At 67.2% G+C, this 22,013-nt stretch carries 23 protein-coding genes and 1 tRNA gene; 12 read left to right on the top strand and 12 right to left on the bottom strand.

Going from position 1 to position 22,013, the window contains the following annotated elements; all coding sequences use genetic code 11:
• Positions 1 to 26: 26 nt before the first annotated feature.
• A complete protein-coding gene (locus CEW88_RS18240; protein ID WP_108969508.1) occupies positions 27 to 1,484 on the bottom strand; it encodes a carnitine 3-dehydrogenase in 1,458 nt (485 codons plus the stop codon).
• Entirely contained in the window at positions 1,481 to 2,401 is a 921-nt protein-coding gene (locus tag CEW88_RS18245; protein ID WP_108969933.1) for a 3-keto-5-aminohexanoate cleavage protein, read from the bottom strand. Before CEW88_RS18245 ends, CEW88_RS18240 begins: the two co-directional genes overlap by 4 nt.
• A 171-nt stretch (positions 2,402 to 2,572) precedes the next feature.
• Here CEW88_RS18245 and CEW88_RS18250 point away from each other — a divergent pair, with 171 nt between their 5' ends.
• Positions 2,573 to 3,520 (top strand): GlxA family transcriptional regulator, encoded by a 948-nt coding sequence (locus CEW88_RS18250; RefSeq protein ID WP_254694481.1) that lies wholly within the window; start codon positions 2,573 to 2,575, stop codon positions 3,518 to 3,520.
• Here CEW88_RS18250 and CEW88_RS18255 read toward each other — a convergent pair.
• Positions 3,505 to 4,383, bottom strand: coding sequence for an alpha/beta hydrolase (locus tag CEW88_RS18255; RefSeq protein ID WP_108969511.1), 879 nt, complete (start codon positions 4,381 to 4,383; stop codon positions 3,505 to 3,507). The genes CEW88_RS18250 and CEW88_RS18255 overlap by 16 nt on opposite strands.
• A 248-nt stretch (positions 4,384 to 4,631) precedes the next feature.
• Between CEW88_RS18255 and CEW88_RS18260 the strand changes: the two genes are divergently transcribed.
• Positions 4,632 to 5,594 (top strand): Gfo/Idh/MocA family protein, encoded by a 963-nt coding sequence (locus tag CEW88_RS18260; protein WP_108969513.1) that lies wholly within the window; start codon positions 4,632 to 4,634, stop codon positions 5,592 to 5,594.
• Positions 5,595 to 5,678: 84 nt separating this feature from the next.
• Here CEW88_RS18260 and CEW88_RS18265 read toward each other — a convergent pair whose 3' ends face one another.
• Both CEW88_RS18265 and CEW88_RS18270 read right to left on the bottom strand, forming a co-directional pair.
• The gene (locus CEW88_RS18265; protein WP_108969514.1) at positions 5,679 to 7,154 is read right to left on the bottom strand and encodes an inorganic phosphate transporter; all 1,476 of its coding nucleotides are present in this window, start codon (positions 7,152 to 7,154) and stop codon (positions 5,679 to 5,681) included.
• A gap of 45 nt (positions 7,155 to 7,199) precedes the next feature.
• Complete coding sequence (locus CEW88_RS18270; RefSeq protein WP_108969516.1) at positions 7,200 to 7,679, bottom strand: NUDIX hydrolase; 480 nt, start codon at positions 7,677 to 7,679, stop codon at positions 7,200 to 7,202.
• Positions 7,680 to 8,091: 412 nt separating this feature from the next.
• Between CEW88_RS18270 and CEW88_RS18275 the strand changes: the two genes are divergently transcribed.
• Positions 8,092 to 8,168: transfer RNA gene (locus CEW88_RS18275), tRNA-Arg, on the top strand.
• Positions 8,169 to 8,267: 99 nt separating this feature from the next.
• Here CEW88_RS18275 and CEW88_RS18280 read toward each other — a convergent pair.
• On the bottom strand, positions 8,268 to 8,993 hold the full coding sequence (locus tag CEW88_RS18280) for a GntR family transcriptional regulator (RefSeq protein ID WP_159099659.1): 726 nt from the start codon (positions 8,991 to 8,993) through the stop codon (positions 8,268 to 8,270).
• 316 nt (positions 8,994 to 9,309) lie between these two features.
• On the opposite strand from CEW88_RS18280, the gene CEW88_RS18285 reads away from it, so the two are divergent.
• From CEW88_RS18285 to CEW88_RS18320, 8 genes are all read left to right on the top strand, one after another.
• Positions 9,310 to 10,542 (top strand): branched-chain amino acid ABC transporter substrate-binding protein, encoded by a 1,233-nt coding sequence (locus tag CEW88_RS18285; protein ID WP_108969519.1) that lies wholly within the window; start codon positions 9,310 to 9,312, stop codon positions 10,540 to 10,542.
• 74 nt (positions 10,543 to 10,616) lie between these two features.
• Complete coding sequence (locus tag CEW88_RS18290) at positions 10,617 to 11,558, top strand: branched-chain amino acid ABC transporter permease (protein ID WP_108969520.1); 942 nt, start codon at positions 10,617 to 10,619, stop codon at positions 11,556 to 11,558.
• 1 nt (position 11,559) lies between these two features.
• Positions 11,560 to 12,846: a branched-chain amino acid ABC transporter permease gene (locus CEW88_RS18295; protein WP_108969522.1), complete on the top strand. Its 1,287-nt coding sequence runs from the start codon at positions 11,560 to 11,562 to the stop codon at positions 12,844 to 12,846.
• The gene (locus CEW88_RS18300; protein WP_108969524.1) at positions 12,843 to 13,607 is read left to right on the top strand and encodes an ABC transporter ATP-binding protein; all 765 of its coding nucleotides are present in this window, start codon (positions 12,843 to 12,845) and stop codon (positions 13,605 to 13,607) included. The genes CEW88_RS18295 and CEW88_RS18300 overlap by 4 nt, the downstream gene beginning before the upstream one ends.
• Positions 13,604 to 14,314: an ABC transporter ATP-binding protein gene (locus CEW88_RS18305; protein ID WP_108969526.1), complete on the top strand. Its 711-nt coding sequence runs from the start codon at positions 13,604 to 13,606 to the stop codon at positions 14,312 to 14,314. Before CEW88_RS18300 ends, CEW88_RS18305 begins: the two co-directional genes overlap by 4 nt.
• 48 nt (positions 14,315 to 14,362) lie before the next feature.
• A complete protein-coding gene (locus CEW88_RS18310) occupies positions 14,363 to 15,145 on the top strand; it encodes an SDR family oxidoreductase (RefSeq protein ID WP_254694482.1) in 783 nt (260 codons plus the stop codon).
• Positions 15,146 to 15,169: 24 nt separating this feature from the next.
• Complete coding sequence (locus CEW88_RS18315) at positions 15,170 to 16,105, top strand: 3-keto-5-aminohexanoate cleavage protein (protein ID WP_108969529.1); 936 nt, start codon at positions 15,170 to 15,172, stop codon at positions 16,103 to 16,105.
• 28 nt (positions 16,106 to 16,133) lie between these two features.
• Entirely contained in the window at positions 16,134 to 17,042 is a 909-nt protein-coding gene (locus tag CEW88_RS18320; RefSeq protein WP_108969531.1) for an SDR family NAD(P)-dependent oxidoreductase, read from the top strand.
• Between the two features lie 157 nt (positions 17,043 to 17,199).
• On the opposite strand, the gene CEW88_RS25240 is transcribed toward CEW88_RS18320, so the two are convergent.
• Positions 17,200 to 17,493 carry a 3-hydroxyacyl-CoA dehydrogenase NAD-binding domain-containing protein gene (locus CEW88_RS25240; RefSeq protein ID WP_368074611.1) on the bottom strand — a complete coding sequence of 98 codons (294 nt, stop codon included), beginning with the start codon at positions 17,491 to 17,493 and terminating at the stop codon, positions 17,200 to 17,202.
• On the opposite strand from CEW88_RS25240, the gene CEW88_RS25125 reads away from it, so the two are divergent.
• Positions 17,453 to 17,578, top strand: a complete 126-nt coding sequence (locus CEW88_RS25125) for a hypothetical protein (protein ID WP_302664671.1) — start codon at positions 17,453 to 17,455, stop codon at positions 17,576 to 17,578. The genes CEW88_RS25240 and CEW88_RS25125 overlap by 41 nt on opposite strands.
• Positions 17,579 to 17,603: 25 nt before the next feature.
• On the opposite strand, the gene CEW88_RS18330 is transcribed toward CEW88_RS25125, so the two are convergent.
• The 5 genes from CEW88_RS18330 to phnD are packed head-to-tail and all read right to left on the bottom strand — an operon-like array spanning position 17,604 to position 21,908.
• Positions 17,604 to 18,518: an HAD-IIA family hydrolase gene (locus CEW88_RS18330; RefSeq protein WP_108969534.1), complete on the bottom strand. Its 915-nt coding sequence runs from the start codon at positions 18,516 to 18,518 to the stop codon at positions 17,604 to 17,606.
• Positions 18,515 to 19,324, bottom strand: a complete 810-nt coding sequence (phnE, locus tag CEW88_RS18335; protein ID WP_108969535.1) for a phosphonate ABC transporter, permease protein PhnE — start codon at positions 19,322 to 19,324, stop codon at positions 18,515 to 18,517. Before phnE (CEW88_RS18335) ends, CEW88_RS18330 begins: the two co-directional genes overlap by 4 nt.
• Positions 19,321 to 20,115 (bottom strand): phosphonate ABC transporter, permease protein PhnE, encoded by a 795-nt coding sequence (gene phnE / locus CEW88_RS18340; protein WP_108969537.1) that lies wholly within the window; start codon positions 20,113 to 20,115, stop codon positions 19,321 to 19,323. The genes phnE (CEW88_RS18335) and phnE (CEW88_RS18340) overlap by 4 nt, the downstream gene beginning before the upstream one ends.
• A complete protein-coding gene (gene phnC, locus CEW88_RS18345; protein ID WP_108969538.1) occupies positions 20,112 to 20,888 on the bottom strand; it encodes a phosphonate ABC transporter ATP-binding protein in 777 nt (258 codons plus the stop codon). Before phnC ends, phnE (CEW88_RS18340) begins: the two co-directional genes overlap by 4 nt.
• Before the next feature lie 54 nt (positions 20,889 to 20,942).
• Positions 20,943 to 21,908: a phosphate/phosphite/phosphonate ABC transporter substrate-binding protein gene (gene phnD / locus CEW88_RS18350; RefSeq protein ID WP_108969540.1), complete on the bottom strand. Its 966-nt coding sequence runs from the start codon at positions 21,906 to 21,908 to the stop codon at positions 20,943 to 20,945.
• Positions 21,909 to 22,013 lie beyond the last annotated feature (105 nt).

A 22,013-nucleotide genomic window follows, 5' to 3' on the forward strand; every position in this document is an offset into this window, starting at 1 on the left:
TAATACCAATCCCCGGATTTCTCAACTTATCCGCCGGGCGGGCGCTCTCCGACGAAGCGTCCGGCCCCCGTGCTCTCGATCTGTGCATGCTTTTCCGCCAATTCGGCCAGCGCCTCTGCGACGGGTTGAGCCGGCAGGCTTGAACGCCGCGTGGAGAGATCCGTGTGCAGCAATAGCACCTCGATCGTGGCCGCGAGCGCGTCATCCCCGCGCCACAGCCGGTGGAAGAGTTGCATCTTCTTGCCCGTGCCCTGCAGGACCTGCGTGGTGACGGTGATCCGCTCGCCCGCGCGCACCTCCTCCAAGTAGCGGATGTGGCTCTCGACGGTGAAATAGCTGCGGCCCGCGCTGATATAGTCGGCGCCAGCCCCCACCATCTCCATCAGCCGGTCCGTCGCAAGCGAGGCGGCCTCGAGATAGTGGGTCTCATTCATGTGCCCGTTGTAGTCGGTCCAGCAGGCAGGCACCTGCCGCCGAGCGGTGACCGGCAGGCCGTCCTTGGTGCCGGCTTGCCCGATGTTGGTTTGCCCGAGCGCCGCCTCGTGGCTGGTGACCACGCCCCCCGCCCCGGAACCGCTGCGCTTCAGCGCCCGCAGCATGCCGACGATATTGTCGTCGCGCAGCCGCTCGAGCTGGCGGATCGACATGTGCCCGGATTGCGCGTCAGACTGGCCCGCGATGAGATCGACCAGCTCGGGCGTGAACTCCGGCACGTCCATGAGCTTGGTCCAGGGCCAGGAAAGCGCCGGGCCGAACTGGGCCATGAAGTGCTTCATCCCCGCCTCGCCTCCGGCGACGCGGTAGGTCTCGAATAGGCCCATCTGCGCCCAGCGGATGCCAAAGGCCATGCGGATGGCCTCGTCGATCTCCTCGGTGGTCGCCACCCCGTCTTTCACCAGCCACAGGCTCTCGCGCCAGACCGCCTCGAGCAGGCGGTCGGCGATATGGGCGTCGATCTCCTTGCGCAGGACCAGAGGGAACATGCCGACCGAGCGCAGAATCTCTGTGGCGGGGCCGATGCGCTCGGGCAGGCCGACCAGCTCGACCAGCGGCAGCAGGTAGACCGGGTTGAACGGGTGAGCGACGATGGCGCGGGCCCCTGCGGCATTCAGCTCTGAGGGCTTGAAGCCCGAGGTCGAGGAACCGATCACAGCACTTTCCGGCGCCAGCCCCGAGAGCGCCCCCAGGACCTTGTGCTTGAGGGCGAGCTGTTCGGGCACGCTCTCCTGCACCCAGTCCACCCCGGCGACCGCCTTGGCCATATCGCCGTAGAAGGTCAGCGCGCCTTCCTCCGGCAGCGCACGGTCGTAAAGCCCGGGCAGGGCGCGGCGGGCGTTGGCAATCACCTCGGAGAGCTTGCGTTCGGCCTCGGGGTCGGGATCGAAGACGTTCACGTTCCAGCCGTTGAGCAGGAAGCGCGCGGCCCAACCGCCGCCGATGACCCCTCCGCCGACGATGGCGGCGGTCTTCCGAGCTGGGCTCATGCCATCACCTTCGGCGCGCGCTTCACCAGGCCGAGCCGGGCGCGGACTTCCTCGGGGCCGACCACACGCGCGCCCATGTTCTCGATGATCGAGGCCGCGCGCTCCACGAGCTGCGCGTTGGTCGCGAGTTGGCCCTTGCCGAGCCAGAGGTTGTCCTCGAGTCCGACACGGACGTTGCCGCCCGCCAGCACCGAGGCCGCGACAAACGGCATCTGGTCCCGACCGAGGCTGAAGGCCGACCAAGTCCACTCCTCGGGCACCGCGTTCACCATGGCCATGAAGGTGTTGAGATCGTTCGGTGCGCCCCAAGGCACCCCCATGCAGAGCTGCACCAGCGCGGGGCTGGTCAACACGCCCTCGGCGACGAGGTGCTTGGCGAACCACAGATGACCGGTGTCGAAGGCCTCGATCTCGGGCTTGACGCCGAGCGCGGTCATCATGCCGCCCATGGCGCGCAGCATGCCCGGCGTGTTGGTCATCACGTAATCGGCCTCGGCGAAGTTCATGGTGCCGCAGTCGAGGGTGCAGATCTCCGGCAGGCATTGCGCGACGTGCGCCATGCGCTCACTGGCGCCGACCATGTCGGTGCCGATGGCCTTGACCGGAAAGGGCGCCTCGGTCGAGCCGAAGACGATGTCGCCGCCCATGCCGGCGGTGAGGTTCAGCACCACGTCCACCTCGGCGTCACGGATGCGCTCGGTGACCTCGCGGTAGAGCGCCGGATCGCGCGCGGGCGCGCCGGTCTCGGGATCGCGCACATGGCAATGCACCACTGCGGCACCGGCCTTCGCGGCGTCGATCGCGCTGCTGGCGATCTGCTCGGGGCTGCGCGGCACATGCGGCGAGCGGTCCTGCGTGCCGCCAGAGCCGGTCACCGCACAAGTGATGAAGACCTCTTTGTTCATCGTAAGAGGCATGAAGAACTCCTGATATTCCTGCGGTGGCAGCCAGGTCATCGCCCTTTCAAAGGGGCGGAACGCCTCGTGATCGGGCGCACATCCGACTGCCAATCGCGCGAAGAATACCTCGGGACTCCCCGGCAAAATGTACCTATTGTGACAAAATATGTTCCCAATATGCCTCCTGCGATGAAAAGCGTCACCCTTCTGCTCTACGACGGCTTCTCCAACATGGTGCTCTCGTGCCTTCTGGAGCCGCTGCGAGCCGTCCGTGACCAGGGTGCGGGCGGGCTGTCATGGCAGATCGTCACGCCCGATGACGGGCCGGCGCGCAGTTCGAGCGGGTTGAACATCTCTCCCGATGCGGCCATTGCCGACTGCGACCGCTGCGATTTGCTGATCGTGGTCAGCGGCTACGGCTACCGTGAGCATGCGCGGCCCGAGCGCCTGGCGCCGCTGCGCCGGATGACCCGCGGCGCGCGGGCCATCGTCGGAGCCGACACCGGCAGTTGGCTGCTGGCCGCGGCGGGCCTGCTCGATGATCAGGGCGCCACCATCCACTGGGCGGTCCTCGCCGAGTTCGCCGAGGCCTTCCCGCAAATCCAGCCGAGCAATGCGCGTTTCGTGCGCGGGCCGCGGGTCTCGACCTGTGGCGGCGCCTCGACTGCGCTCGAGCTGATGCTTGCGATCATTTCCGAGCAGTTCGGCCCGGCGGATGCCTTCCTCGTCTCGACCATGTTCGTGCATGACGCCGAGCGCCAGCAGCGCAGCGGGCGCGGCGCGAACTGGCTGGTGGGCAAGGGCACCGCGCGGCTTCGCAAGATCGTCAACCTGATGGTCGAGACCATCGAAAACCCCCTGCCCCTCGAGGATCTGGCGCAGCGCGCCGGGCTGACCCGCCGGACCCTCAACCGCCTCTTCCAGGCGGAACTGGCGATGTCGCCGGGGCGTTACTACCAGCTCATGCGGCTGAGCCACGCCCGCGAGCTGGCCTCCGGGAGCGACTACGACCTGCGCGAGATCGCCCTGCGCTGCGGCTATTCCAATGCCTCGGCGCTGAGCAAGGCCTTCCGGCTGGCCTTCGGCCACCCGATCCGCAAGGCGCGCGCGCCCCGTCCGCGTCAGCGCGAGAGCTGAACCAACGCATACACGATCTGCGAAAAGCTGGTCCGCGCATGATCATTCACATCGCGCGCGCGCAGCCAGCCATGCACGAGCCCGGCGTGGCTCTGCAGATGCACCTCGGCTCCCGCCTCCCGAGCGGCCCTGGCGTAGCGCAGCGCATCATCGTACAGCGGATCGCATTCGGCCGGGAACAGCCATGTCGGCGGCAGCGTTGAGAGCGCCCCCTTCGCCGGGACGAGGCGCGGGTCCTCGGGATCGCCGCCAAGGACCTCGCGGTAGGTGCCAAGATCACGTGTGCTCAGCAGCGGCGCCTCGGCGTGCTGCACAAAGCTGCCAGCCTCGTGCGGGAAGCCGAGACCGGGGTAGATCAGAACCTGCCCGCGCAGTCCGAGGTCCGCGCGCGTGCCACTGACTGCGGCGCAAAGCGAGGCCCCGGCGCTGTCACCGCAGAGGATCACCGGCCCCGCCGCGCAGCAGGCCTCGACGACGCTGACCAGATCCTCATGGGCGGCCAGCCCCGGGTGCTCCGGCGCCAGCCGGTAGTCGACCGAGACCACCCGGCAGCCAGACCGCTGCGCCAGCTCGGCACAGACATCATCGTGGCTCTCGAGCCCGCCCAGCACGAAGCCGCCGCCATGCGCGTAGATCACCGTCACCGGCGACACTTCCCCATAGAGCCGCACCGGCACGCCCCTGATGTCACGGTCCGCAACGGCAAGCCCCTCTGGTCGCCCCCGGTGGAAATGCGCCGCCATCCGGTCGTAGACCGCGCGCTGCCTCGGCCAGTCGCGGGGGTCCAGTTCCTCCGGGTAGAAGGCGAGGGTCTCATCGACGAAGGCGATGATCTCGGGCGACAGGTAGCTGCGGTAGTCCATGGGGTCTTCCTCTCTCTGGCGGTCTCCCGGCCCGGCGTCCGGGGCGCGCAAGGGCCCTAGCCGATCTTCCGCCCGCTGCAAACCCGCGCGCGACGCGGCGCCGCAACACCTGCGCGATTGCCGTGCGCCACTCTGGCCTCTGCTTCAGAGGCGTGCGAGGAACCCGGGCTGGTGCCTCGCGCCGGGCGCAGAGGCCGCGCCGGGCGGGCACCGGGGCACAGACCTAGACAGCAGGAGCAGGTGGGATCATGGCAGTGAAAACGGCAATCATCGGGCTGGGGATCATGGGGCGGCGGATGCTGGAGCATATGCAACTCCATGCGGGCTACTCCGTCGTGGCGATGTGGGACCCCTCGGCCAAAGGCTGCGCCGCGGCGCAGGCGCTCGCGCCGGAGATCCCCGTTGCGGCCAGCGCGGCCGAGGCCATCGCCGCCGCCGATCTGGTCTACCTCGCCTGCCCGCCAGAGCCGCGCATGGCCTACGCGCTCGAGGCGGCTGCCGCGGGCAAGGCGGTCTTCCTCGAAAAGCCGCTCGGCGTCGATCTGGCGGCGAGCGAGGAGTTGGTGGCCAGTCTGCGTGCCAGCGGTGTGCCCGCAGCGGTCAACTTCACTCAGGCCGCCGGCGCGGCCCTGAGCAACATCACCGCAACGGCGCGCTCGGGAGCGATGGGCGATCTCGAGGGCGTCGACATGGTGGTCACCTATGCCGCCTGGCCGCGCGCCTGGCAGCAGGCCGCCGACTGGCTGCGTTTTCGGGCCGAGGGCGGCATGACGCGTGAAGTCCTTTCGCATTTCCTGTTCTTCAGCCAGCGCATCCTCGGCCCGCTCTCGGTGGTCTGGGCGCGCCCCTCCTACCCCTCCGATCCGGCGCTCTGCGAGACAGCCCTGCTCGCCCGCCTCGAGACTGTGGCCGGCGTACCGGTCTCGATCCTCGCCAGCACCGGCGGCGCCCAGGAAGACCGGCAGGAATTCACCGTGAAGGGCAGCAAGGCCAGCCACCGGGTCACCAACTTCTCGGACGAGGCGGTCTCGAGCGGCGGCGCCTTTGTCGCCGTTCCCTCGGCCGCCGGCGAGCCGCGCGCCGTTGCGCTGCGCGCCCAGCTCGACGACATGCTGCTCTGCGTCGCCGGCAAACCGCACCGTCTGGCCACCCCGCAGGAGGCGCTCGACGTGCAGCGGCTCGTCGAGCAGATGCTGCGCGGCACGCCCTGAAATAACAAAAGGCCCCGCAGTGCGCGGGGCCTTCCTCAGATCTAGCGTACATTTCGCGACGAACCCTGCCCGGGTCGGACCGTCTCAGAACCCGATGGTGCGCAGCAACAGGAAGCAGCCCGCCGAGAGCAGCGCCGCCGCCGGAACCGTGATCACCCAGGCCGCGACGATCGTCATGAAATGCGACCGGCGCACCAGCTTGCGTCGGGCGCGCTCCTGGCGCGGCAGGCTCTCGGGCGCGAGGTGGCGGTGGTACCGGCGGGCGCGGCGCTCGACGTACCACTCGCGGAAGAAACCGACCCCGAAGACACCACCAACGGCGATATGGGTCGAGCTGACCGGCAGGCCGAGCCAAGAGGCCGCGATCACCGTCACCGCCGCCGAAAGCGCGACGCAATAGGCGCGCATCGGGTTCAGCTTGGTGATCTGGTTGCCCACCATGCCGATCAGCTTCGGGCCGAAGAGCACGAGGCCGAAGGAAATGCCGAGCGCCCCGATCACCATGACCCAGAGCGGGATCGCCACCTGCCCCGCAACGCTGGCGGACTGCTGCACGTAGACGATGGCCGCCAGCGGGCCGACCGCATTGGCCACGTCATTCGCGCCATGAGCAAAGGACAGCAGCGCCGCCGAGACCACCAACGGCAGTCGGAACAGCGTCTTGAGCGAGCGGGCGCGGTTCTCGAGCCCCTTCGACTGGTGGCGGATGAAGGGCACCGAAATCAGGCCGACGCCCACCCCCGTCGCCGCGCCAATCGCCAAGGCCGTCGGGAAGTCGATGGAAACGATCTTCTTGAGCCCCTTGAGCGCAAGATAGGTCGAGAAGGCCGCCGCCATGATCCCGATCAGCACCGGTACCCAGGTGCGGGCCGCCGCGATCTTGTCCTCGACGTAGATCACCCGCCATTTGATGAAAGCCAGCATGCCCGCCGCGATGATCCCGCCGAGCAGCGGCGAGATCACCCAGCTCGCGGCGATGGCGCTCATCGTCGACCAGTTCACCGAGCCAAGCCCCGCGGCCATTATTCCGGCGCCCATCACCCCGCCGACCACCGAGTGGGTCGTCGAGACCGGAGCGCCGATCCATGTCGCGATGTTCACCCAGATCGACGCCGCAAGCAGCGCCGCCATCATCGCCCGCACGAAGATGGCCGTGTCGGCAAGCCCCGCCGGGTCGATGATCCCCTTCGAGATGGTCGAGACCACGTCGCCGCCCGCGATCAGCGCGCCGGCGGTCTCGAAGATCGCCGCGATGGCGATGGCCCCGAGGAGCGAGAGTGCCTTGGCCCCCACCGCGGGACCCATGTTGTTGGCCACGTCGTTGGCGCCGATGTTCAGCGCCATGTAGGCGCCGAAGGCGGCGGCCACGACCACCGCGAGACTCTGCGTCGCGCCGCCTGTGAGGATCGCGGCGGCCACCGCCGCGAGCGAGACGAAGACCAGGCTGATCCCCACGCCGACCAGCGGTCGCGAGGCATGCATGGTGGCCTCTTCAAGACGCGCGAGACGGTTCAGGTCCTTGTCGAGCGTCTTCCACTGAGGCGTGGTGTGTTCGGTCACGTTGAATGTCCTTGAATCCAGGGGGCCGGCGGGACCCTGCGGGGCTCAGCCTTGCCGTGCCGCCGAGACCAGCGCCGGGAAGTCCGCGAGGATGGATTTGAGTTGCTCTTCCTCGACCGCCTGGGCCGCGGCGTCGGGCGACATCCAGCGGCGCTCGCGGTCGGCCATTTCGGGGAAGGCGTCCAGCAGCTTCTCGACCGCCACCGCGTAGACGTCGACGTCGGTGGTGACTGGAAGCAGGCCGTTTACGATCTTGCTGTAGCGGTATTGCCCGATGCGGAAAGGACGTGGGCCAGAGTGTTTCACCCCCGCCTCTTCCCAGGCTTCCTGCAGCGCAGTGCCCGCGCCGTCGGTGCCGCGCACCGGCCAGCCCTTGGGCAGGATCCAGCGTTTCGTCGTGCGCGAGGTGATCATGAGCACCTCCGGCCGACCATCTTCTACACGATGGCAGAGCGCCGCGATCTGAACGCGGTTGGGGCGGCCCAGAAGCGGGGCAATATAGCTGTTCCAGACTTGAGCAAACATCGGCTCACCTATTGCGATCGAGGCGGACCGGCTGCTCCTAGCGCAATGCGCGCGGTTTCTCAAGGCGGGAGGCCCCCTGCAGACGAAAGGATGCCCTGCACGTGGCGTCACGCACCCGCTGCACGCGCCGCACGCGCGTCAGCGGATCCAGCGCAACTCTCCGGGCAGGCGCGCGAAGATGCGCTCTGGCCGTGCCTTTGGCCCATCCGGCCAGAGGGGCCAAGGTCTCCGCTGCTGGGACGCCGTGGCATCGCCAGCTCGAGTGCAGGAATACCCTCCCTAAATCAATGAGGTGGTCCGCGATCCGCCGTTGGACCGCGGAGCAAACTTCGGGATTTTCGGCAAAGCCTCGAGGGCGCCCCGCAAGGGCGGTGTTGCGGATGGTTTCGAGCTGGGTTACTCACGCTCCGACGGGTCATTAGCTCAGTTGGATAGAGCAACCGCCTTCTAAGCGGTCGGTCGAGGGTTCGAATCCTTCATGGCCCGCCACCTTTGCCGAAATACGCCGATGGCCCCCGAACCGGCCCACTGCGCGTCGCGTCCCGCGACGGAGCTTCGGGCTCGCCCGTTCCCGAGCGTGCGAGCGGCCTATTTAGAGGCCGCGTCGGGGCTCTGCTTGTAGAAGCGCCGGATCGCCAGATGCGAAGAGCGGATGTCCAGATTTACCGCCCACCTCGCCGCCTCGCCGTCACGCTGCGCCACGGCGTCTATCGCATCGTCGTGAATGCGCACGCCGATCCGGAACAACCGCGCGAACAACGCCTTGTCCCTCCGCGCCGAGGCAACGATTGGCCCGGTGCGCAGCCAGAGCGTCGAGATGATGTCGAGCAGCTGCGGGTAGCCCGCGCCGCCGTAGAGCTCGAAGTGGAACGCCTGATTTCCCGCCAGCGCCGCCTCGAAATCTCCGGCCTCGACCGCTTCGCTCATGGCGTCGTTGTGGCGCCGCAGCTCGCCGATCAGCGTCGGAGTCCGCCGGGCACGCGCAGCGCGTTCGGCGGCATAGCCCTCGAGTTGCATGCGGATGCGGATGTAATTCTCGTGCTCTGTGGCGAGATAGGGCGCGACGCGCAGCGTCCGCGGCCCAGACTGCTCGATGGCCCGCTCGGCGATCAGCCGCGCCACGGCCTCGCGCACGGGCATGGGACTGGTGCCGAGCACCTCTGCAAGCCCGCGGATGGTCACCTGCTCGCCCGGAAGGAACTCGCCCTTGAGCAGCCCGAGCCGAATGCTCTGGTAGACCCTTTCCTGGATCGTGGTGACATCCACGGGCGCCAGCGTGCGCGATCGCGGCTTCGTGGGATCGAGACTGTTCACGTGCTCCGGGCCTCGCTTGGCTTGTTCGAAGGATGATCCCGCGTCCGTCGCAGGGACAGCGCGCGGTCCGTCGTGGCGCCGCGGTGTTGGGCCTTTAGCAGCCAATTTCGCGTCATTCTATGTCCAAGTCACAACATAAGGCAACCGCGTCCCCGCAAGCACCTCTACTTTACGGATATGAGATCACATATCTTATATCTTTACCGCCCAAGAATTCTGTGGTTAGGATACGCCCGTGCCAGAGGAGAGCGCAGCACGGCCCGACATCAGGGGCGCGGCGCGCTGGCATGGAAAAACACCTGGGAGGAGAACCAGCTTGACACGTCTTGCCTTGATCGCGGCCACGTCCGCACTGGCCCTTGGCGCAACCGCGCTGCACGCCGAGCCGCTGAAGATCGGAATCATCGAAAGCCTTTCGGGCGCCCAGACCTCGACAGGCCGACTCTATGCCAACGCCGTCGCCTATGGGGTCGCGCAGATCAACGACGCCGGCGGCTTCAACGGCGAACCGGTTGAAGTCATCGAGTACGACAACGCCGGCGGCGCACCGGACGCGGCGACCAAGTTCCGCCAGGCCGTGGCGGATGGGGTGGACATCATCTTCCAGGGCGCCTCGTCGGCAATCGCGGGCCAGCTCACCGAGGACGTGCGCAAGCACAACCTGCGCAACCCCGGCAAGGAGGTGATGTTCATCAACCTCGGCGGCGAGGCGATGGAGCTGACCGGTGACAAGTGCCAGTTCTACCACTTCCGCTTCACCACAACTGCGCCGATGCGGGTCAACGCGCTGGTCAGCGCGATGAAGGAAGCCGGCGATCTCGGCACCAAGGTCTATTCGATCAACCAGAACTACTCCTGGGGCCAGGACATGCAGTCGGCGGTCGAAACCGCGGCGGCGGGCGGCGATTTCGAAATCGTCGACGAAGTCCTGCACGACGTGAACAAGATCCAGGACTTCGCGCCCTTCGTCGCGCGCCTGAAGTCCGCCGCGCCCGACACGGTCTTCACCGGCAACTGGTCGAACGACCTGCTGCTGCTGATGAAGGCGGCGGGCGACGCGGGTCTCGACGTGACCTTCGCGACCGCCTACCTCGACCAGCCGGGCAACATCGCCAACGCCGGCGAGACGGCGCTCGGGCATTACATCGCCAACAACTACGACAATGCTGCCACCGATGGCGAATTCGCCGAAGCCTACAAGGCGTCGACCGGCCACTACCCGACCTTCGTCGAAGGCCACACCGCCTTTGCCGTCGGCGCGCTGCACCAGGCGCTCGACACGCTCGACTTCGGCGGCGACGCCATCGACGTGACCAAGATCGCGCTGGCGCTCGAGGACACCACCTACGAGACGCCGGTCGGCCCGATCTCGGTGCGCAAGGAAGACCACCAGACCATCCGTCCCGTGGTCGTCTCCAAGGTCGTGAAGAACGCCAAGTACCCCGCCGACGACACCGACATGGGCTTCGAGACCGTCGGGGTCGTGCCGGGCGAGACAGCGATCTACCCGGTGCAGGACAGCTGCAAGATGGTGCGCCCAGGCGAATGAGCCCCGCACCCTGAGAGCACCGGCCGGCGAGCCTCGCCGGCCGGCCCTGTCCCTCGGCCCCAATCGGAAGTGCAATGGAATTTGCGATCATCTCCACGCTGAACGGCGTGACCTACGGCCTGTTGCTGTTCATGGTCTCCGCCGGTCTCACGCTCATTTTCGGCATGATGGGCGTGCTGAACTTCGCGCATGCCTCCTTTTACATGCTGGGCGCCTATGTCGCCTACGCCGTCTCGTCGATCTTCGGTTTCTGGACCGGGCTGATCGTCGCCCCCATCGTGGTCGGCCTTGTCGGCATGGCGGTCGAGCGGTTCCTGCTGCCAAGGGTGCACGCCCACGGCCACGCGCATGAACTGCTGCTGACCTTCGGTCTCGCGCTGATCATCGAGGAGCTGATCAAGCTGTTCTTCGGCGACTTCCCGGTGAACTACCAGATGCCCGGCGAGCTTCGCTTCTCGGCTTTCCACATCTTCGGCACCGACTACCCGTTCTACCGCCTGTTCATCGGCGGGATCGCGGTCGTGATGTTCTCGGCGCTGTGGCTGCTGCTGACCCGGACCCGCACCGGCATCGTCGTGCGCGCCGCCGAGCGTCTGCCCGCCATGGCCGAGGCACTGGGGCACAATATCCCGTTGGTCTTCATGTTCGTCTTCGGCACCGGCGCGGCACTGGCCGGGCTTGCCGGGGCGGTGGCCGGAGCCTTCTACCCGACCAACCCGAACATGGGGCTGGAACTGGGGGTGATCGTCTTCGTGGTGGTCGTGGTCGGCGGGCTCGGCTCGCTCAAGGGGTCGCTGGTTGCCTCGCTGATGATCGGCCTCTTCTCGTCCTTCGCGGTGGGGCTTGACTGGTCGCTGGCAAACCTGCTGAGCCTGATCGGCCTCGGAGACTGGGCGCGCTCGGTCGGCGGTCTGCTGACGCTCGAGCTGTCCTCGGTCAGCGCCACCATTCCTTTCGCCCTGATGCTGATCATCCTGCTGGTACGCCCTGCGGGTCTCATGGGGGAGCGTAACTGACATGCCGAACCTTCGCACTATCCTCGTCCTCACCGCGCTCCTCGCGCTGCTGATCGCCGTACCGCCCTTTCTGGGCCTCGGATGGCAGAACGCGCTGGTGAACGTGCTCATCGCGAGCCTCTTCGCGCTTGCCTTCAACCTTCTCATCGGCCAGGCCGGGCTGCTGTCCTTCGGCCACGCCGCCTATTTCGGGATCGGCGCATTTGCCGCGCTGCACTTGATGCTCGCGGTCGAGGACGGCCTGCCCTTCCCGACGCCGCTGCTGCCGCTCGCGGGCGCTGCCGCCGGGCTTCTGGTCGGCCTCGTGGCGGGCTACTTCGCCACCATGCGCTCGGGCGTCTACTTCGCGCTGGTGACGCTGGCCATCGCCGAGCTCTTCCATTCGTTGGCACCGCGCCTCGAGGGACTCTTCGGCGGTGAATCGGGCGTGTCGTCCATGCGCATGCCCTGGCTGGGCTTCACCTTCGGCTCCATGCTCGAGGTCTACTACATGACCTTGGCCTGGGTGGTGATCTGCGGTCTCGGGCTCTGGGCCTATACCCGTACCCCCTTTGGACGGCTGACGCTGGCGCTGCGCGACAACGAGCAGCGCGTCCGTTTCCTCGGCTACAACGCCCATGCCTCGAAGGTGATCATCTTCGCCGTCTCGGCGATGTTTACAGGCGTTGCAGGCGCACTGCAGGCGATCTCCAACGAAACTGCGAACTACTCGCTCTTCGGCAGCATCGTGTCTTCGCAGGTCGTGCTGCAAACCTTCGTCGGCGGGGCCACGGTGTTCTTCGGCCCGGTGATCGGCGCGACGGCCTTCGCGCTCTTCTCCTTCCTCGTCTCCGATCTCACCCGATCTTGGCTCCTCTACCAGGGGCTGATCTTCGTGCTGATCATGCTCTACGCCCCGAGCGGCATCGGCGGCGTTGTGCATCACCACATCCGCAATCGCCGCCAGCTCGACTGGGCGCGGCTGGCGGGGCCTTATCTCATGGCACTGGCAGGGGGTCTGCTGATCGCCGCGGGCGTGGTCTTCCTGGTCGAAAGCGCCTCGATCCTCTTCGGCGAAGACTACGAGCGGCTGCGCCACGCGGCCGGCGACGGCTTGCCCGTCTTCGAGCTCTTTGGCGCAGAGTGGAGCCCGGTCTCGGTCCTGACCTGGATTGTCCCGGCGGCGCTGCTGCTGGGGGGCGGCGCGGTGCTGTTCCGTGCCCGCCGCGAGATCGACGCGCTCTGGGCCCGCAAGGACCGCCCCGAGGACACCATGGCCGAAACCGCGCCGCTGGGAGGTGAAGCATGACCGCGACCACGACGCAGAGCGCGCTGACGCTCACCGGCGTGACCAAGTCCTTCGGGCCGATCGAGGTGCTCAAGGGGCTCAACCTCGACATCGAGAAGGGCGAGCGCCACGCGGTGATCGGCCCGAACGGGGCTGGAAAATCGACGCTCTTCAACCTGATCTCGGGTATGTTCCCGCCGTCTTCCGGAGGCATCGCGCTCGGCGGGCGCAGCATCGCAGGGCTCTCGCCGCACCTCATCAACCGGGCGGGACTGGCCCGCTCGTTCCAGATCACCAACATCTTCCACCGGATGAGCGTGTTCGAAAACCTCCGGATCGGCGTGCTGGCGCGCCACGGGGTACGCTTCGGCCTTTTCCGCCCGATTTCGACCATGCGGCGGGTGAACGCGGAGACCGCCGAGATCCTATCGCGCGTTGGGCTCGAGACCCGGGCGCGAGACCTGGCGGGCGACCTGACCTATTCCGAGCAGCGTGCGCTCGAGATCGGCATGACGCTGAGCACAGGCGCCGACATCATCCTGCTCGACGAGCCCACCGCGGGCATGTCGCGCGATGAGACGGCGCAGGCCGTGGAACTGATCCGCACGGTGACGGAAGGCAAGACCCTGCTGATGGTCGAACACGACATGAGCGTCGTCTTCAGCCTCTGCGACCGGGTCTCGGTTCTGGTCTACGGAAGCATCCTCGCGACCGACACGCCGGCGCGCATCAGTGCCAACCGCGAGGTGCAGGAAGCCTATCTGGGTGAGGAGGCAGCATGAGCTTGCTTCAGGTGAAGGGGCTGCACGCCCATTACGGCAAGAGCCACATCCTGCACGGGATCGACATGGAGGTGCCCGAGGCGGCCATCGTCTCACTGCTGGGGCGCAACGGTTCGGGGCGCTCGACGCTGCTGAAGGCGATGATGGGGCTTGTGCCCCCGACCGCCGGCAGCGTCACGCTGGACGGCCAAACCCTGTCCGGGCAGCGGCCCTTCGACATCTGTCGGCAGGGGCTCGGCTACGTGCCCGAGGAACGTCTGGTCTTCCCCAACCTTACGGTCGAGGAGAACCTCGCCATTGGCGTGCAGAAAGGCGCTCCCGGCGCGCACCGCTGGACGGTCGAGGAGATGTACGACTATTTCCCCCGCCTCCGCGAGCGCCGCGGCATCCGCGCCGGGTACCTCTCGGGCGGCGAGCAGCAGATGCTGACCATCTGCCGCTCGCTGCTCGGCAACCCCCGGGTGCTGCTGATCGACGAGCCGACTGAGGGACTCGCCCCGCGCATCGTCGACGTGGTGATGGAGGTCATCCTCGACATCGGCCGCCGCGGCGTCGCCGTGGTGCTGGTCGAGCAGAAGCTGACCATCGCGCTCAAGGTCGCGCAGCAGGTCTTGGTCATGGGCCATGGCGAGCTGGTCTTCCTCGGCACCCCCGCAGAGCTCGACGCCGCGCCTGACGTGCGCCGCAACTGGCTCGAGGTGGCCTGACGGCCACCTCCCCTCCCCTAGACAATTTCGACTGGACAGACAGTGAGCATGATCGAACGGATGTATCCGAAACCCGGCCTCCGGGTCCTTGTCACCGCGGGCGGGTCGGGCATCGGCGCCGCGATCGCGCGCGGCTTTCTCGACGCCGGGGCGCAAGTTATGATCTGCGACATCGACGAGGCCGCGCTGGCACGCATCGCCGAGGAACGCCCCGCCGTGGTCACCCGCCGCGCCGACGTGTCCGACGAGGCCGAGGTCGCCGCGCTGATGGACGCCGCCAAGGAAACGCTCGGCGGGCTCGACGTGCTGGTGAACAACGCCGGGATCGCCGGCCCTACCGGAAAGATCGACGAGATCTCTGTCGATGACATCCGCCGCACGCTCGACGTCGATCTGTTGGGGCAGTTCCTGGTGCTGCGCCGTGCCGTGCCGCTCCTGCGCGAGAGCGAGGCGGGCGCAATCCTCAACATCGCCTCGGTCGCGGGACGGCTGGGCTACGCGCTGCGCACCCCCTATGCAGCGGCGAAATGGGGCATCGTCGGCCTCACACAGAGCCTTGCCAAGGAAATGGGTCCCGAGGGCATCCGGGTCAACGCGATCCTGCCAGGCGTGGTGCGCGGCGCGCGCATCGAAAGGGTGATCTCCGACCGCGCGGCGGCCGAGGGCATCCCTTACGCGCAAATGGAAGAGCAGTACCTCGCCAGCGTCTCGCTGCGCCGGATGGTCGAGCCCGAGGACATCGCCGGCATGGCGCTGTTCCTCTGCTCGCCGGCCGGGGCGAACGTCTCGGGGCAGGCGATCAGCGTCTGCGGCAACGTCGAAACCATCTGACCCAGAAAGAAACGGAGAAGGACCATGGCAAAGGCCCCCCGCAAGGTTATCGTCACCTGCGCCGTCACCGGCGGCATCCACACCCCCAGCATGTCGCCACACCTGCCGGTGACCCCCGATCAAATCGCCGAGCAGGCCATCGAGGCCGCCGAGGCGGGCGCCTCGATCCTCCACCTGCACGCCCGCACCCCCGAGGACGGGCGGCCGACGCAAGACCCCGAGGCCTTCCTGCGCTTCCTGCCGCGCATCAAGCAGGCGACCGGCGCGGTGCTCAACCTCACCACTGGCGGCAGCCCCACGATGACCGTCGAGGAGCGCCTGCAGCCCGCCGCGCTACTCGCGCCCGAGGTCGCCTCGCTCAACATGGGCTCGATGAACTTCGCGCTTTTCCCGATGCTCGACCGCTACGACACATTCAAGCACGACTGGGAGCCGGCCTATCTCGAGAAAACCCGCGACGTGGTATTCCGCAACACCTTCAAGGACATTGAGTACATCCTCGAGACCTGCTCGGGGAACGGCACGCGTTTCGAGTTCGAGTGCTACGACACCAGCCATCTCTACACGCTCGCGCACTTCCGCGACAGGAACCTTGTGCAGGGTCCGCTTTTCATCCAGACGGTCTTCGGCATTCTGGGCGGTATCGGCACGCATCCCGACGACGTCTCGCACATGAAGCGCACCGCGGACCGGCTGTTCGGCGACGACTACGTCTGGTCGGTGCTGGGCGCGGGGCGCCACCAGCTTCCGATCACCACGATGGCCGCCGCGATGGGCGGCAACGTGCGGGTCGGACTCGAGGACTCGCTCTGGGACGGGCCGGGTCATCTGGCACAGTCGAACGCCGCGCAGGTCCGCCGGATCCGCAAGGTGCTCGATGGGCTGGGGCTGGACGTGGCGACACCCGACGAGGCGCGTGCCATGCTGTCGCTAAAGGGCGGCGACCAGGTGAACTTCTGAGACAAGTCAGCGCGGGGACGCAGGACATATGACCAACGAATTCGACGGACGGGTCGCGATCGTAACAGGGGCCGGGGCCGGGCTGGGACGCTGCCACGCGCTCGCCCTTGCCCGCGCCGGGGCGCGCGTCGTGATCAACGACATCACCGGACTGGACGGCCAGCCGGGTGCCGCGGCGCGGGCCGTGGTCGCCGAGATCGAGGCCCTTGGTGGCGAGGCCGTGGCCGAGCCCGCGGACGTGGCGGACTTCGCCGAGGTGACCGCGATGGTGGCACGGGTGATGGCGCGCTGGGGACGCGTCGACATCCTCGTCAACAACGCCGGCATCCTGCGCGACCGCTCGTTTGCCAAGATGGAGATGTCCGATTTCGCAACCGTGCTCGCCGTCCACCTCACCGGTTCGGCGAACTGCTGCCGCGCGGTCTGGGAGATCATGCGCGAGCAGGGCTTTGGCCGGATCATCCTGACGACGTCGTGCTCGGGGCTCTACGGCAACTTCGGACAGGCCAACTACGCCGCCGCAAAGGCCGGCATGATCGGTCTGATGACGACGCTGCAGCAGGAGGGCGAGCGCTACGGGATCCACGTCAACGCCCTCTCGCCGCTCGCCATGACCGGGATGACCGACGGGCTGCTCGCCCCCGAGGATGCGGCGCAGCTCACCCCGGAAGCGGTCGCGCCCGCGGTGGTCTTCATGGCCTCAGACCTTGCGCCGAAGAAGACCATCATCGGCGCTGGCGCCGGCGTCTATTCGGTGGTCCACGTGGTCGAGACCGAGGGTGTCTACCTGCCACCCGAGGCGCGCAGCCCCGAGGAATTTCACGCCGCCTTCGAGCGCATGTCGGACATCCGCACCGCGCGGCACCTCGACACCGGCTTCGATCAGGCCACCAAATTCACCGCCACCGCGAACCGGGCGCGCCGCGTCACCGCCTGAGCTGACCCCGGCGCGGCAGATAGGACGGCGCGGCGTAGAAATGCGCCGCGCCTTATGCATTTCGCCTCGGAAGGTGCCTCGGTCTATCCGGTCGGGGCAGCGTATTTCACCGCGAGACTCACGCGCAGCCGGCTGTCCCTTTCCACCACTATCCCCGCTATCGGCCGATCGGCATCGCAGGCCTAGACCGGCGCGATGATGCGCGCCTGAAGGCGGTTGACGACGTGGCTGTAGATCTCCTTCTACAGCCGGACCGGCACCTAGCCGAGCCGGGTGTGGAAGCGCTCCGCCTCATCCAGAACCCATACCGCTGTCGCCTCCCCCCGGCCAGCTCGACCAGCGGCACGAGCTGCGGCGGGTCGGACGGGTGCCCCCGCACGACCCGCTCGGGACGGGCGCAGGCGCTCTGCATGTCTGTGACAGAGATCGCGGACGAACTCGAGGCGATCACCGCGCCGGACGGCGTCGCGGCATCGATGCGGCTCGATGCGCCCTTCATCCGGAAGGTATCCGCCCCTCGATCCCAGAGCGCCTGAGTCCTCTCGGCCCCGGCTGGCCCCGTCAAATGCTGCCTATGACGAAATCCGGAACGATCCCCGACCGACGGATTGCCCGAGCCGGGTCGAGGCCGACGAGTGCGCCATGGTCAGTCACGAGCGCGGTGGAAAACCCCATCTGGCAGCCGCCAAGGATGTCCGTATGCAGCGTGTCGCCGACCATCAACACCCGCTCGGGCGCAAGCCCCGGGAAGAGACGCGCCAAGGCCAGCGAGAAGATCCCGTCGAAGGGTTTGCCGAGAAAGACCGGCGCCACGCCGGTCGCGTCGGCAAGGCGATGCGCATAGTCGCCGGGCTCTCGCGAGAGGCCGGTTTCGCGCGGGGCGACAATGTCGGGGTTGCCGACGAAGACCGGACGCGCGCGCTTGCTCAGAGCTGCCTCGAGCCGGGCCTGGCGCGCCTTCGTCCAGCCCTCCGAGCCCACGAGCAGAAAGCCCTCGGCCGCCTCGTAGTCCGCAGGATCGTCGCCTAGGAAGGAGATGTCGACGTCCTCGAAATCCTCGACGCCGTACTCGGGGCTGAGCATCGCCCCCCAGCGCAGCCGCGGCGCACGCGTCAGATGCGCCAGCAACGCCTCGCGGCTGGTCACCACCTCCCCGGGAGATAAGTCAAAGCCCAGCCGGGCGTAGCGCTGCATCATCACCCGCTTGGGGTAGGCTGCGGAATTGGAGACCACCGCCACCGCCTTGCCGGCAGCGCGCAGTGCGGCGATCGCAGCTGCTGCGCCCGGAATAGCGGACTCGCCCACGTTGAGCACCCCGTAGGCGTCGAGCAGCACGAGATCAAAGGGGTCGGCGATCTCGAGCAGGCTCTGCGCCACCTGCCAGTCATGGCCAAAGCGCGCATCCGGCAGGCGCGACCGCACGCCGAGATAGTCGTCGAAGGCCGCGCGGGCCTCGGTGCAGCGCGTGCCGGTCACAGGATGCGGCGACGCAGGAAGGCCGAGACGACCTCGCCCAGAACGACAAGCGCGAGGATCGCCAGCAGGACGGTCGCCGCCTCGGGCCAGTTGAACGTGTCGATCGCCCCCTGCAGGATGATGCCGATGCCGCCCGCTCCGACAAGGCCGAGCACGGTCGACTCGCGCAGGTTGATGTCCCAGCGCAGGATCGCCACGGCCCAGAAGGTCGGCATGACCTGCGGCACGATGGCATAGACGATGACCTTGAAGCGCGATGCGCCGGTGGCCTCCAGTGCCTCGACGGGGCGCGTGTCGATCTCCTCGATGGCCTCGCCCAGCAGCTTGCCGATGAAACCGATGGAGCGGAACATGATCGCCACCACACCGGCAACGATGCCGGGGCCGAAGATCGCCACAAAGAGCAGCGCCCAGATGATCGTATTGACCGACCGCGAGCTGACGAGGATCAGCCTCCCGAGCCAGAGCGTGGCGCGGTTGGGCGTGGTGTTCTGCGCCGCGATATAGGCAACGGGCAGCGAGACGATCACCGCCAGCGCGGTGGCGAAGGTGGCAATGTTCACGGTTTCCAACAGCACGCGCAGGATCGCGCCGAGGTTGCTGGTGTCGAGCGGATACATGCGTCCGAAGAGATCGGCCATCTGGCTGGGCGAGTCCCAGACCCAGGCCCAGATGATCTCGATCGAGCCGAGCGCCCAGAAGACCGCCAGCGCGCAGAGGGCGAAGATGCCGAAGCGTCGGGCTTTTTCCTTCGGCGTATGGCGCGACCAGTCCTCGCGCCCGAATTGCTGGGAGATGCTGGTCATGCGATGCGCTTCCTGATCTGGCCGCTGATCGCCTCGGAGACGAGGATCACGCCGACGATGACGATGGTGATGGCGAGCGCGAAATCGTAGTCATATCGTCCGAAGGCATTGGCCAGCGTCGCGCCGATGCCGCCCGCGCCGACGATGCCGACCACAGCCGAGGCCCGCAGGTTGGAATCGAGCTGGTAGATGGTCAGGCCGATCTGCCGGGGCATGATCTGCGGGAAGATGGCGTAAACCAGCGTCGACAGGTACGGCGCCCCGGCCGCCCGCATCGCCTCCACCTGGCCGAAGTCGATCTCCTCGATCCGTTCTGCCAGCATCTTGGCGACGAAACCGATGGAATAGACCACCAGCGTCAGCACGCCGGCAAAGGGGCCGAAGCCGACGGCCTTGACGAAGATGATCGCGACGATGACCGGATGGAAGCTGCGGGCGATGATGATGATCGCCCGACCGAGATAGAAGACCGGCAGCGGCGCGACATTGCGCGCCGCCATGAAGGCGATGGGGATGGATAGCGCGACCCCGCCGACGGTGGCGAGGATGGCGATCTTCAAGCTCTCAAGGAAACCGTCGATCAGCAGGCCGCTGCGCTCGAAGCTCGGGGGAAAGGCGCCGCCGAAGATGCGCCCGGCCCGCTCGATCCCTTGCGCAACCCGCGCCCAATCGATCGGCATGGTGGCCGCGACCCAGAAGAAATAGGCCAGTGCGCCGAGATAGACCGCCCCACGAAGCAGCGGGTTGGCGATGAAGGGCGGCTTGCGCCAGGTGTCGGGGTGCTGGCTCATGATGCCTCCCGCAGGTCGCCGCCCCGGTCTGCATGGGGGCTGCCGGAGTAGATCCGTTCCATCGCCTCCTGGTCGAGCGCGCCCGGAAGATCGTCGAAGATGATCCGTCCGAAGCGCATGCCGACGATGCGGTCGGTGTATTCCTTGGCTTCGGTCACGTTGTGGATGTTGATCAGTACCGGCAGCTTCAGCTCGCCCGCGAGGTCGCGCAGCAGCCCCATGATCTGCTCGGAGGTCTTGGGATCGAGCGAGGCGGTCGGCTCGTCGGCCAGCAAGATCTCGGGGTCCTGCATGAGCGCTCGGACCACGCCGACGCGCTGACGCTCGCCGCCCGAAAGCTGGTCGGCGCGGGTGTTGGCGTATTGCGCGATGCCGACGCGCTCCATCAGCTCATAGGCGCGGCGGATGTCCTCCTTGGGGTAGCGGCGCATGATCGCCGCCCAGGTCGAGATATATCCCAGCCGCCCGGACTGCACGTTCTCCATCACGGTCAGCCGGTCGACGAGGTTGAACCCTTGAAAGACCATGCCGATCTTGCGCCGCGCGGCGCGCAGCTGGCGGCCCCGGAGGGCAGTGAGCTCGGTCCCGTTCAGCACGATGCTGCCCGAGGTCGGCTCGACCAGCCGGTTGATGCAGCGCAGCAGCGTGGACTTGCCGGCGCCCGAGGAGCCGATGATCGACACCACGCTTTCGCCCTCGATGGTCAGGTCGAGGTTTTTCAGCACCGGCGCACCGCTGCCGTAGCTTTTGACCAGATCGGTGATCTTCAACATGTGGAGACTCCATGCCGGAGCCGGGACCAAGGCCCCGGCTCCGGTCTTGTCAGGTCACTCTGCGGCAAGGCCGGCGGGTGTGTACTCGACCCCGTTCGCCTTCTGGATCTGGCGGATGACCTTCCACTGATCCTTGTAGGTGATCGGGATGAACTTGCTGACCCCGCTGAACTCCTCGCCAAGCGCGGTCCCCGCGAAATCGAAGCTGAAGAAGGCCTCCTCGATCTTCTCCTTCAGTTCCGGCGTCAGGTCGTGGGCATAGGCGTAAGAGGTGGTCGGGAAGGGATCGCTTTCCCAGACGATGCGCACCTCGGCGGGATCGTAGAGCCCGCGCTCGGCCATCCGGTCGACCACTTCCGAGGCGACGGGCGCGGCGTCGTAGTCGCCCGCGACCACGCCCAGCATCGACTGGTCGTGGCTGCCAGAATAGACCACCTCGTAATCCTCGTCGGGCACCACGCCCAGATCGGGGAACAATGCGCGCGGCGCGAGGTTGCCGGAGTTCGAGGTCGGCGAGGTATGCGCGATGCGCTTGCCGGCGAGGTCCGGCACCTGCTGGATGTCGCTGTCGGCCTGGGTGTAGATCTGCAGCTTGTAGCCGAACTGCCCGTCGTCCCCCCCCATGATCGCGAAGGGCACCGCCCCGGCGAGGTTCACTGCAAAGGGCGTGGGACCGGTCGAGAAACCGGCGATATGCAGGCGACCCGAACGCATCGCCTCGACCTCGGCGGAGTTGGACTGCACCGCGAAGAACTGCACGTCCTTGCCGGTGACCTCCTCAAGATGCGCGATGAAGGGCTGCCAGATATCCTCGTAGATGGCCGGGTCCTCGACCGGCGTGTAGGCAAAAACAAGGGTGCCGGGATCCTTCAGATCGCCCGCGTCTGTTGGCGCGTCTGCGACCAAGTCACCGTCGGCGTCGGTGTACTGGCTGTCGAGCGCCGCGGTTTCTTCCTGAGCAAATGCCGCCCCGGCCGACAGGGCCAGCGATACGAGCAGACTCGTGGTGTGCCTAAGCATGTGATGTCCTCCTCCCAAAGGGCATGTTCTGCGTCTGGCCCCTGTGTCCTCCGGCCAGTCCAGCGGGATCACATCACCTTTATGTTGGATATGCAACAAACTGGT

Source organism: Alloyangia pacifica, from assembly GCF_003111685.1.
In the GTDB taxonomy this organism is placed as follows: domain Bacteria; phylum Pseudomonadota; class Alphaproteobacteria; order Rhodobacterales; family Rhodobacteraceae; genus Salipiger; species Salipiger pacificus_A.